Genomic DNA, 12738 nt, shown 5'->3' on the forward strand with positions numbered 1-12738 from the left:
ATCACAAGCCAATCGAAAAAATTTTCGAACTCTCGTGAAAATCCGCGGTCTGTCTCTACGGTACGTGTGCGGCGATGCCGCCGCGTCACCATTCTCCTCTTGTCGTTGTTGCTCCGGGGCCCATAGCCCCGGTTTTTTTTGCCTGCTGTTCTGGCGTGTTTCCAGGGCTCGCAGCGCATCTTTCCCAAGCAGCGAATCCCCTTCCGCTTCTACCGTACGACAACTGTGAACGCAACGTGACACGCGTCGCGCCGTCACACGCATCGCATACGCGCTGCCTTCGCGGGATCACGCTGGTAAAATCGACGGTTCGGGCCGGTTTCCCGCGACGAAAGTCCGCGCCGCCGCGTTCGATAACCCGAGCTGCATGAGCGCAACCCGCCCGTGCGGTCCTGGGCGCAGCGCCGTCCACCGACGTCGAACGTCGAGACGGCCGCCCGTACTTCCGCCAGTCCATAGAACCCACATGTCAGCAACCGACGCCACCGCGGTTCAATCCGCGGACCTCACCGCCGCCGGCGCGCCGCAGGGCCGCCGCCAGATCCTCGTCACGTCTGCCCTGCCGTACGCGAACGGGCAAATCCATATCGGCCATCTGGTCGAATATATCCAGACGGACATCTGGGTCCGCGCGCTGCGAATGCACGGGCACGAGGTCTACTACGTCGGCGCCGACGACACGCACGGCACCCCGATCATGCTGAAGGCGGAGCAGGAAGGCATCACGCCCAAGCAGCTGATCGACCGCGTGTGGCAGGAGCACAAGCGCGACTTCGACGCGTTCGGCATTTCGTTCGACAACTACTACTCGACCGATTCCGAAGAAAACCGCGTGCTGTCCGAATCGATCTACACGTCGCTGCAGGCGGCCGGACTGATCGAAGCGCGCGACATCGAGCAGGCGTACGACCCCGTCAAGGAAATGTTCCTGCCGGACCGCTTCATCAAGGGCGAGTGCCCGAAGTGCCACGCGAAGGACCAGTACGGCGACAACTGCGAAGTGTGCGGCTCGACCTATCAGCCGACTGAGCTGATCAATCCGTACTCCGTCGTGTCGGGCGCGACGCCCATCAAGAAGACATCGACGCACTACTTCTTCAAGCTGTCCGATCCGCGCTGCGAGAATTTTCTGCGCGGCTGGGTCGGCGGTCTCGCGCAGCAGGAAGCGACCAACAAGATGCGCGAGTGGCTCGGCGACGCCGGCGAAGCCAAGCTCGCCGACTGGGACATCTCGCGCGACGCGCCCTATTTCGGCTTCGAAATTCCGGGTGCGCCGGGCAAGTACTTCTACGTGTGGCTGGACGCGCCCGTCGGCTACTACGCGAGCTTCAGGAGTCTTGCGGAAAAGCGCGGCCTCGATTTCGACGCGTGGACGAAAAAAGGCGCGACGACCGAGCAGTATCACTTCATCGGCAAGGACATCCTGTACTTCCACACGCTGTTCTGGCCGGCGATGCTCGAGTTCTCGGGTCATCGCACGCCGACCAACGTGTTCGCGCACGGCTTCCTGACCGTCGACGGCGCGAAGATGTCGAAGTCGCGCGGCACCTTCATCACGGCGAACAGCGTGATCGAAACGGGCATGAACCCGGAATGGCTGCGCTACTACTTCGCGGCCAAGCTGAACAGCACGATGGAAGACATCGACCTGAACCTGGAAGACTTCCAGGCGCGCGTGAACAGCGACCTCGTCGGCAAGTACGTGAACATCGCGAGCCGCGCGGCGGGTTTCCTGATCAAGCGCTTCGACGGCCGCGTGCAGGACAGCGCGATGCAGCATCCGCTGCTCGCGTCGCTGCGCAACGCGATTCCGCAGATCGCCGCGCACTACGAGGCACGCGACTACGGCCGCGCGCTGCGTCTGACGATGGAACTCGCGGACTCCGTCAACGCTTACGTCGACACGGCCAAGCCGTGGGATCAGGCGAAGGATCCCGCGAACTCGGTTGCGCTGCATGAAACGTGCAGCGTGTCGCTGGAAGCGTTCCGTCTGTTGTCGCTGGCGCTCAAGCCGGTGCTGCCGAAGGTCATCGAAGCCGCCGAGTCGTTCCTCGGCATCCAGCCGCTCAAGTGGACAGACGCCGACACGCCGCTGACGTCGACGCGCGCGATCAACGCGTACAAGCATCTGATGACGCGCGTCGATCCGAAGCAGATCGAAGCGCTGCTGACCGCGAACCGCGGCTCGCTGCAGCCGGCAGCTGGCGCCGAAACGCAAACGGCCGACGCCAAGGCGAAAGCCAAGGCGCACGCGAAAGCGACGGCCCACGCGCACGGCGACGCGCCCGCGAAGGCCGACGACAGCGGCATCATCACGATCGACGACTTCGCGAAGATCGATCTGCGCATCGCGAAGATCGTCGATTGCAAAGCGGTCGAAGGCTCGGACAAGCTGCTGCAACTGACGCTCGACGTCGGCGAAGAGAAGACGCGCAACGTGTTCTCGGGCATCAAGTCGGCGTATCAGCCGGAGCAGCTGGTCGGCAAGCTGACCGTGATGGTCGCGAACCTCGCGCCGCGCAAGATGAAGTTCGGCTTGTCGGAAGGCATGGTGCTCGCGGCATCGGCTGCGGATGAGAAAGCCGAACCGGGCATCTATGTGCTCGAACCGGACAGCGGCGCGAAGCCGGGCATGCGCGTGAAGTAACGCAGGCTCACGGCTCCCCTGGCACCCTCGTCGCGCCAACCAGAAAAGCACGTCTTCGGACGTAATGCCGTTCAGTTAAGGTCTCTTTTGAGGAACCGAACGGTATAGCGAAACGGTCTGGATTTGACGGCCCGAGCGCAACTGCGCCCGGGCCGTTTGTCGTTGGGAAGTTGCTTGAGCCGCTCGCGCAGGCGCCTGAGCAGCGCTGGCAGTTTGCCGTACGAGCGCGTCACGGCCGCCCACGTCATTTCGTACTGAATGGTGTGAAACGCGCGGATGAAGCTCAGCTCGTCGGGTGCGTGCCGGGCGTCGAGTGCCGCCCTGGCCATCTCCAGGCGACTCAGGTTATAGGCGATCAGAGCCCCCCAGAACTCCTGATAGACACCTTGTACGGTCTGGCTGCGAAGGGTCAGTTCCATGCCCAGCATCGACTGCTTCAGTTCATGGTAGCTGGTCTCGATCTGCCAGCGACGCTCGTAGCACGACACAATGTCAGCCGCCTTGAAACGCCTTCGATCAGTCAGGGACGTGAGCAATGTCCGTTGCCGGCCACGTGCATCGACGGCCAGCACGGCGCGCGCCTGCCAGAATTCGGGCAGCTCGGGGCATTTCGTGCGGGCCTGCGGCGACACACGCATGCGCACGATCTGGTCACCGTCGCACCCGCTCACGACCTCCCAGCGCAGGTTCGATCTGGCCGGGATGATGAAATGCCGGTTCTCGCCGCCTGAAGCCAGATTGCACAGGATCTGGGCCGACAGGAACCCCTTATCAAAAACGGTAATGGAGTTGTCTGGCACACGAGGGATGAGCTCACGCGCCCAGATCATCTCATTGATATCGTAAGGGCCGAACCCGGCATCACACACCAGATGCGTCGCCAGGGCGGTGAGCGTGACCGCGCGCAGTTGGGGATAGCTGCCCACCCGACCGTGAGCGGCAGCCGAGGCGCCGAAATGCCTGCGGTTGGCGACACTGTCGGTGGTTCGCAGCGTCGTGCCATCCATCGCGAATAGCGAGAATCCCTTGAACAGGTACTTCGCCTGATCCTGCGCGATCCAGTTCCGGGCCGATTCATGAAACAGCCACGCCAGGGGGGCGGCGCCGATACGCTGCCGCGCCTGGGCGATGGCGCTCTTGCTGACAAATGACGCATCGGGTGCGGGTAGCGCAAGGTCCAGTTCATCGACGACCTCGCTGATCGACTGGTGCCGATACAACGCCAGCGCAATCACTAGCCACACGACCTGCTGTGCGGGTAGCCGACGCCGACGCACGCTGGCACTGCCACTGGCCTGCACCGCATACTCGATCCATTTGTACGGCAGATGCTGGCCCAGCCGGTCCCAATCGAGCGGCGGCTGTGATTCAACAAGGAGGCGCAAATCATCGACCAGCATGGCGATGAAAGTTAACATCGCCACGCCGCGTTTACAACCAATTCGAGCTACCAATAAAAATGCCGTTCAGTCGCTTAACTGAACGGCATTACGTCTTCGGACGTGCTTTTTTTTCGCCTGTTCGCCTGCTGACGCGGCCGGCGCCTTTCTCAAAATAAGACTGCTCCTAGATTCATTCATCGGTAATTCTTCGAAAATTGAGACCAGTTTGTGACACGCACGTCAGCGACCCAGTCCGCCGACGACACGCGCATCACGGCGGATGGTTCGGCGGCGCCCACACGCCGCCAGGTCTCGCGCGGCGATCCGCCCACTTCCCCTGTTCACACGACGCGCTCGACGAGACTCGAGCCGCGTTCACTCGATGAATGACATGAGCACTGAATTTTCCCTCGATCAGTTCGAAACCCTCGTCGCCTCGCGCGATTACGACGCCGCGCACGAGGCGCTCGTCGTGCTGATCAACACGTTCATTTCGAATCGCAGCCGTCTGCCGGGCGTCGATCTGGCCTTCGCCGATCCCACCCGGCCCGCGAGTGAAGAAGCTGCGTTGACGCTCCAGCGCATCGCCGACGCGATCACGGTTCTCCTCGCCGATCCGCACTTCCGGTTGACGGACGTGCAGTTCAATCAGCTTTTCTCTGCCCGTCACTGGCTCAACATGCTGTTCGTCGCGTCCTCGTACGGCAGCATGGATCACATCCTGCGCGCACTGCTCGCGCACTCCGCCCAATCGAACGATCCCGAAGAAGCGAAGGCGCTGATCCGCAAACAGATCGTGTTGTACACCGTCGAATCCGAATACGACATCGACCTCGCCGATCTCGCCCAAAGCGAGCCCGTGCTGGCGACGAGCCTCGGCATGTCGGTTGTCGGTTCCGCCGTGGTGATCTCGCCGGCCGCGCATGCGAAACGTGAGCGCATGATCGAATGGCTGCCGCGCGCGCTCGAATCCATCGAAGATCTCGACGAACTGCCGGGCTCCGCCGTCTGCGGCGCCTACATGCATTGCAGCTACTCGGACCTGCCGAACCGGCACGCGATGAAGCGCGGCATCAGCCAGCTCGTGCGCAGAAAGCTCGACTCGCTCGGCTTGCTCGCACATGAGGCAGAACCTGGTCGCGCCGTCGCGCTGGAAGCGCGGGGAAAGCGCGAAAACCACAAGCCGCTGATGATCGTCGTGCTCGAATGGTTCAACGGCGGCCATTCGATCTATCGCACGCATTCGCGCACGATGCTCGCGGCGCGCGAACGCTTCGAAGTCGTCGCGTTCGGCGAAGAGCAGCACGTGGATGCCGCGGGACGCGAGGTGTTCGACCGCTTCATTCCGTTCGAACATCCCGAGTATGTCGGCGAGATCGTGCGTCAGGTCGAGGACTTCGCGCGCGAGAACCGGCCTGCCGTGCTCTACATGCCGAGCGTCGGCATGTTCCCGCATACCATTTTCATGACCAACGTGCGCGTCGCGCCGCTGCAGATCGCCGCGCTCGGCCATCCCGCGACGATGCATGCCGAGTGCATCGACTACGTGAGCGTCGAAGAAGATTTTGTCGGCGATCCGATGTGCTTCAGCGAAAAGCTGATGCGTCTGCCGAAGGACGGCCAGCCCTACGTGCCGTCGAAGCTGCTGACCGACATCACGCCGAGCGTTCCCGAGCGCGGCATGTACGTGAACATCGCCGTGACCGCGAGCGCGATGAAGCTCAATCCGCGCTTTCTCGACGCGTGCCGGCAGATCATCGAAACGGCCGGCGTTCCTGTGTGCTTCCACTTCATGACGTCGTGGGCCGAAGGTCTCGACATCGCGTATGTGCGCAAGCTGGTGGAGTCCGCGCTGCCGCGCAGCAACGTGCTCGTGTACGGCGGACTGTCGTATAGCACGTATCTGAAGGTCATCAACGTGATGGACATGTTCGTGAGCCCGTTCCCGTTCGGCAACACGAATGGCATCGTCGATGCATTCACGCTCGGCTTGCCCGGCGTGAACCTGTGCGGCCGCGAGGTATTCGAGCACATCGACAGCGGTCTGTTCGAACGCGCCGGCATGCCCGCGTGGCTGACGGCGCATTCGATCGACGAATACGTGCGCGCCGCCGTGCGCCTCGCCACGCAGCATGACGAACGCGAGGCGTTGCGCCGTCAGATGATCGAGAAGAAAGCCGTCGAGCGGATTTTCGAAGGACGTCCGGAAGCATTCGGCCGGAATGTGCTCGCGCTGGTTAATGCGCAAGCACAGAACCATGTGAAGTCGCAGACCAGCGGCAAATCGAAGACGAAGCGCAAGTAACACGCTCTCGTATCCGCCAAAGAAAAAACCGGCCAGGCGCTCGCGCCCGCCGGTTTTTTTACGTCAGTTCTAAGTCAAGCTCACGTCACCACCGCAGCCGGTCGAAACGCCGCGTGTATTGCAGGTCCATCCCCTGGAACGTCCCGCCGTACGCGGCCACCGACCAGTAGCGCGTCAGGTTCACGGTCGCCTTGACCGCGTTGCTCGCCGACTGCAAGCCCTGTTCGTAGCCGATCACGAGCCACTCGCTGATCGCCTTCGACACCATCACCACCTGCGGGTCGGTCAGACCCACTTCGCTGCGCCCGATCGAGAATTCGTCGAGTCCGAATTCCTGCGCGATCCGCTTGCCGCTCGCACTGCCGAGCAGCGCCAGCGCCGTCGTCATCGTACTTTGCTGACCGACGTTGTTGCCCTGATCGGTGCCGTGACCGAACAGCAGCCATGACAGCTTTTCGTTGTCCGGCACGTTCGGCTCCGACACCAGCTTCGCGACGGGCGACTGGATCGTGCCCGTCACCTGCACGCCCGCTTCGACCTGCTGGTTGCGCCGCATCGCGAGAATATTGATGCCCGGATTCGCGACCGGCCCGTTGAACGTGAAGAAGCCGTTCTCGATGCCGAGCTTCCGGCCAAACGCCGTATAGGTCGAGCCTTCCGTCACGCGCACGTTGCCGACCGCACGCAGCGGCATATTCGGCGCGCTCAGCGCGGTAATCGTGCCGCGCAGGCCGACATCCGCGCCCTGCCCGCGGAAACGGAATTTCTGGCCGAGATCGATATCGATATTGGCGCGCGGCGCGAACGGCCCAACCGGCTTGTTCGAATTGCCGACTTCCTGCGGCTTGCCGCTCGCCACCGATCCATCCGGGCGCACCACCACGATATCGTCGCCCAGACGCGGCTCGGATTTGTCGGGCATATCGAAGAGCGCGTGATCGATCACGAACTTGCCATTGATCGCGAGACCGCCCTGCGTGCCCGCGTTCGCGACGCTCGCGCTGCCCGACATCGTCAGTTGCCGGTCAGGCGACGCGAACAGTTCGAGCTTGTCGGCGACGATGCTCGCCGTCAGATCAGGCTCGGCGTTATCGAGCCGCACGCGGCCCGACGCGCGCAGCGTGCCCGTCGCGCCGTGGAACTCGACCTGCTGGAAATCGACGAGGTTTTCGGACAGCGCAATCCGCACGATGCCGTCCTTCAGCTGCACGCCAAGATCGACGAGGGTCGCGGAAATGCCGTCGCCGACCAGCGATCCCGACAGATTCGGTTTCGCGACCGTGCCGCCGAGCGCGAGCTTGAGCGCGAGATGCCCGTCGAGCAGATAACTCGGCCCGAACAGGCCGCCCGTCGTTTTCAGCGACGGCACGTTCGCGTTGATCGAGCCCGTCAGCGGACCTTCCTCGTTGACGGTCAGCACGCCATCGCGCGGCACGAGCGTCGTGTGTGCCGACGCATCGATCACGCCGATGCGGCTCGCCTGCGCGTGCACGGTCGCGTTCAGCTGGTTGCCGCCGCTGAAATCCGCGCGCGCGGCGATGTCGGTGATGCCGAGCGGCGCGAAGCCGCGCCCCACTTCGATCGTGATGTCGCCGCCGCGCCGTTTCAGCTCGATATGGCCCGTCGCCGTGTCGGCGAGCGCGAAGTCCCAGTTGCCGTCGAACACGAGGTCGGTCTTGAGCGTCGACGGCACGCCCGTGAACTCCTGGCGCAGTTCGAGCATGCGCGCCACCGATACGCCCGTCAGCGTGCCCGCCGAACGGATGCGCCCACGATCGAGCGCGAACGACTTCAGATCGAGCACGGCGCCTTCGAGCGTGAAGCGCGTCGCCCCGAGCGTGACGCGGCCGCCGCCAGCGCTGACCGTAAGCGGCGACTCCATGTTCAGCGCGGGCGTACCCTTGTTCGACAGGCGCGTGACCGTGCCGTCCCAGTGCGTGCCGTCGCGGGCGTCGGTGAGCTTGCCGTTCGCGGCCACGGCCAGGTCGAGCGGCCGGCCCTGCAGCGTGCCCGTCGCGGCGGCATCGAGCGTGTGCTTCGCGCGCGTGCCGTTCAGGCGCGCGGTGAGCGCGTTCAGTTCGACGCCCGCCGCGCTGACGTTGCGCGCGTCCGTCGTGAAGTTCATCGCGCCGTTGGCGCCGTCGCGCAACTCGGCGTGTCCTTCCGCATGACCGACCTTGTTCGAGCCGAAGACGACGCTGTCCGCCTTGTAGTCGAGCGCGACGTTCGGATGTTCGAACGTGCCCGTCACGTCGCCCTGCGCCGCGACGAGGCCGGCGAGGCCGAAGCCGAGCCGCTCCAGTTCCGGCGCGTCGACATGAAAACGCAGACGATCGCCGCGCGCGCCGAAGCTGCCTTGCAGATCGACCTGATTGCCCGCCACCGACAGGTTCGCGCGGCTCGGCAGAATGCGCGAGCCGGCCAGCTGGATGGTGCCGCTGCCCGTCATCGGCAGGCCGTCGTAGACGCTTTCGCCGAGCTTGAATTCAGCCTTCGTCGTGAAGGTCGGCGCGAGCAGGCCGGTTGCCGTCAGCGTGCCGTTCACGCGCGCTTCGATCTTGCGCGAAGCGGGCGCTTTCGCTGCCGTTTTTACTTTCGGTGATGTTTTCGGCGCGTTTGTCTGCGTGCGCTTGCCTTTGCCTTTTGCCGCGCCGGCGCTGGAAGGCGCTGCGGTATGCGAAGGCGTCTGTGTCGTCAGCAACAACGGATCGAAGTCCTTCAACGTCGCCTTCAGGTTGTACGTCGAGCTGGCGTCGCGCTTGATTGCGCCGCTGAGATCGATGCGTCCCTTGCCGGCGCTCACACGCACGTCGTTGAAGCTCGTGCGCGCGCGGTCGAGCGTGATCTTGCCCTGCGCACGCAGCGACGCCTTCGGATCGTTCAGATCGAGCGTGACGCTCTGCACGTCGTCGTTCAGACGAATCGAGACGGGACCGGCGAACTGCGTCGGCCGCACACTCGACTGCAGCGCGTTCAGATCGAGCTTCGCGACGTTCAGATCGAACTGGCCGCGCTTGCCCATCAGCGCGCCGCCGCCCGTAATCGTCGCTTCCTTGACGAGTCGAACGTTGAGATTCGAAATGCGCTGCGCTTTCGCGTCGAGTTGCACGTCGGCGTGCGCGTCGATCAGCGGCAGCAGATGCTGGTCGATCGAGCCGGGCTTCGCGTTCACGATCGATACCTGACCGCGTACCGCAAAACCCTGCGGGCGGTGTTCGGCGTTGGCTTCTGCTTGCGATGCGGCAGCGGGCGCGCTGGCGAGCGTTGAAGCGCTGGCGAGGATGGCGCCGCTTGCTGCGCTTGCTGACTTCGCTGAACTGGCTGAACGCGCCGGTTTCACACCACTCGCCGCGCTCGCCGCCGAACTTGCCGAACTGGCGGCAACCGCCGCGCTCGCAATACTTGCTGCATCCTCCCCCTGCACCGGCTGCAACTCCGCGCGCACGGCGAGATCCGCCAGCGGCGCGCCCGGCGCGAATGCCTGCGGATTGACGTGGTCGAACGTCAGCGTCGCGCGCTGCAGCGGCACCTCCGCGAACGGCGTCGCTTCGACGCGCGCGTGGCCCGTCAGCTTCATCCCCGTCGCGTCGAGTTCGGCGATCAGCGTTTCGAGCGAGCCCGACAGATGCGCGCGCACCTGCACCGCCTCGTCGTTGACCTTGCCGGAATATCCGGCGTCGCCCGTCAGCGGAAACGGGTGCATGCCGTCGAGCTTCGCCGCCGCCGTCACCGCGCCGAACGGCGTATCGAGGCGGTCGACGGAAGCCTCGTGATGACGGCCGTCGCTGCGTCCGTGGAACAGCAGACGCCCATATTCGGACGTCGACGCGCCCTCGTGCAGCACGAGTTTCCCGACGCTCAGATCGCGCACGGCCAGTTGCAGCGGCAGGCGCAGATCCTTCGGCAGGCTCATCGGCTCGGACTTCGACGTGGACGGCGCGATGCGCGCGTCGACGGTGCCGATGTGCAGATAATCGACGATGAAACGCCAGGGCTTGTCGTCGAGCGCCCAGCGTCCGTCGATACGATCGATGCGGATATCCGTGCCGCTGCCGTCGAGACTGCGCCAGCGCACATCGCGCATGTGCAGCCCCGTCGCAATCGAGCCGCCGTCGAGCTTGCCTTCGAGCTGTCCGTGCAGCAGCTTCACGGCCGCCTGCCACGCGTACGCGGTGCCGCGCTCGGTCACGACGACGCCATACAGCAAGCCGCCGACGATCGCGACGATCATCAACGGCGCGAAGATCGCCCACGCGATCACCTTCCACAGCCTGCGCCGCGGCTTGCGCGGAGGCGGCGGCGCGTCCGAACCCTCCGGCCCGCGCGGCGGCTCGCCGGGCGGCATACCGGACGGGTTTTCGGATGAATTCGCGGATGGGTCCGTCGTCATGCTCAAAGTTGTGATGTCAGAACGCGATGCCGAGCGTCAGATACGGCCGCACGCTGCGGTTGCGCGTGCCGTACGCGATGTCGATATTCACCGGGCCGACCGGGCTGCGCCAGCGCGCGCCCACGCCGACGCCCGGATAGAAGACCTTTTCGCCCCATGCGTCGGTGGCCGTGCCGATGTCGAAGAACGCGGCCGCGCCCCAGTCGCGGTTGAACCAGTGCTGATATTCGGAAGTGGCCGTCACGAGGTACTTGGTCGGCAGAATCGAACCGCCGACGTTGTTACCGATACTCTGATAGCCGTAACCGCGCACCGAATTCGACCCGCCCGCACGAAACAGCAGCGAGGCAGGGACGCCACTCGACGGCCCGCTCGTGAACACGCCGCCCAGCTCCGCTCGAAACAGGACGAGGTCGCGCGCGCCGACGGGCAGGTACTGCTGGCCGCGCGCATAGCCGCGGATGAAAGTCTGGTCGGTGAGCGCACCCTTCACGGCAAAGCCTGCCTCGACGTGAATCAGGTTGCCCGAGCGCGGGAACAGCGGATCGTCGGTATTGCGGCGCGTCCACGACCACGCGGGCACGAGCGCGCGGCTCGTGGTCGGCGCCTGGGTGTTCTGGTCCAGCCTGTCCTGGTAGTACAGGATCGAATACGCGTAGTCGATGTACTGCGAGGTCCGGGTTCGCTGCAAGCCCGCGCGCAAGCTGTAGATACGCGTATCGGACACGTTCGTGCTGGTGTACGACACCAGCGCGCTGTTGGTCCAGCCGCGCTGGCCGGGCGGCATCGCGAGCGTCACCTGGCCGTACTGCTGGATCTGGTCGAGCCGGCCCGCGACGGTGAACGGCCACGCCGCGCCGAACGTGTCGAGATACGAATACGAGCCCTGCACATGCGCGCCCGTGTCCGTCGAATAGCCGACGCCGCCGCGGATGCTGTTGTACGGATACTCGCTGACCTTCACGTGGACGGGCGTTTCGAGCGGCTTTTCGGTGTCGTTGCCGACGTCGATCGCGACGCTCGCGTAGTACGGCGTGTTCTGCAACTGGCGCTGCAGTTCGGTCACGCGCTGCACGTCGTAGACTTCGCCCGGCGAGATCGGATTCACGTTTTCGATGATGCGCTCCGGGTAGCGCCGCGGACCCGATACATCGAGCCCGCCCATCGTGAAAGTCGGACCGCTGTCGAAGGTGACGGACAGCTTCGCGTCGTGCGTGCGCGGATCGATCCGCGCTTCCGAACGGTAGATCTTCGCGCCCAGATAGCGGCGAGATTGCAGCGCCTTGAGCGCCGCGTCCTTCGCATCGTCCCAGTCGCCCTGCGTGAACGGATCGCCTTCGTGCAGCGAGAACGCGAAGCGGGTCTTGTTCTCCTGCTCGGGATCTTCCGTCAGCACGGGGCCGCGAAACGACAGCGAAATCGAAGAAATGGTCGTGCGCGGGCCGGGATCGACGGATACGCGCACGACCTTTTTATCGTCGATGGTGCGCACGTCGGTTCGCACGACGGGTGTGAAATAGCCTTCCGTCGACGCGAGATCGCGCACCTGCTGCGGCGTCGCCGTCACGAGGAAATCGAACTGCTCGGGGCTGATGTCCTCGCGTTTCGCGAAACGGGAAATGTCCAGGTGCTCTTCGAGCAGCTTGCGCAGCGCGCGCGGCTCGGCCTCGACATCGACCTTGTACGTCGGCTTCACGCGCGCGGCCCAGGCGTGCGTCGTCACGAGCAGCAGCGCGCAGAATCCGCACGACAGACAGGCGCGCAGCAGCGTCGCGCCAAACGATGCGCGCCGCATCGCGCGTCCGTCCGTCACTGTGCTTTCGCTGCGGCGCCTGAACGACCGCTCGATGGCCCACCCCGCCAAACAAGACCTCCGGCTCTTTTGACGCCTGGTTGAAGAATGCCGACACCCGGCGCCGCCAGGACAGACGTGGCGCGGGGGAACGAGCGCTATTTGAACACATCGGCGGCGACGCGCACCCGACAGGCACGCGCCGCGCCGTGCCCGCCAGCA

Annotated in this window: 6 protein-coding genes; 3 read left to right on the top strand and 3 right to left on the bottom strand. The window is 64.5% G+C overall.

Features of this window, described 5'->3' with window-relative positions:
• The first annotated feature begins 466 nt into the window (after nucleotides 1–466).
• On the top strand, nucleotides 467–2647 hold the full coding sequence (gene metG / locus QEN71_RS25025; protein WP_201660965.1) for a methionine--tRNA ligase: 2181 nt from the start codon (nucleotides 467–469) through the stop codon (nucleotides 2645–2647).
• Nucleotides 2648–2718: 71 nt separating this feature from the next.
• On the opposite strand, the gene QEN71_RS25030 is transcribed toward metG, so the two are convergent.
• Complete coding sequence (locus QEN71_RS25030; protein WP_456093887.1) at nucleotides 2719–4047, bottom strand: IS4 family transposase; 1329 nt, start codon at nucleotides 4045–4047, stop codon at nucleotides 2719–2721.
• A 210-nt stretch (nucleotides 4048–4257) separates the two neighbouring features.
• Between QEN71_RS25030 and QEN71_RS25035 the strand changes: the two genes are divergently transcribed.
• Nucleotides 4258–4419, top strand: coding sequence for a hypothetical protein (locus QEN71_RS25035; protein ID WP_201659220.1), 162 nt, complete (start codon nucleotides 4258–4260; stop codon nucleotides 4417–4419).
• 1 nt (nucleotide 4420) lies between these two features.
• Complete coding sequence (locus tag QEN71_RS25040) at nucleotides 4421–6334, top strand: adhesin (RefSeq protein ID WP_201659217.1); 1914 nt, start codon at nucleotides 4421–4423, stop codon at nucleotides 6332–6334.
• An 85-nt stretch (nucleotides 6335–6419) separates the two neighbouring features.
• On the opposite strand, the gene QEN71_RS25045 is transcribed toward QEN71_RS25040, so the two are convergent.
• Together QEN71_RS25045 and QEN71_RS25050 are read right to left on the bottom strand one after the other, a co-directional pair.
• A complete protein-coding gene (locus QEN71_RS25045) occupies nucleotides 6420–10724 on the bottom strand; it encodes a translocation/assembly module TamB domain-containing protein (protein WP_201659214.1) in 4305 nt (1434 codons plus the stop codon).
• 16 nt (nucleotides 10725–10740) lie between these two features.
• A complete protein-coding gene (locus QEN71_RS25050; RefSeq protein ID WP_201659211.1) occupies nucleotides 10741–12588 on the bottom strand; it encodes an autotransporter assembly complex protein TamA in 1848 nt (615 codons plus the stop codon).
• Nucleotides 12589–12738 lie beyond the last annotated feature (150 nt).

The sequence above is a fragment of the Paraburkholderia sabiae genome (genome assembly GCF_030412785.1).
Taxonomy (GTDB): Bacteria; Pseudomonadota; Gammaproteobacteria; order Burkholderiales; family Burkholderiaceae; genus Paraburkholderia; species Paraburkholderia sabiae.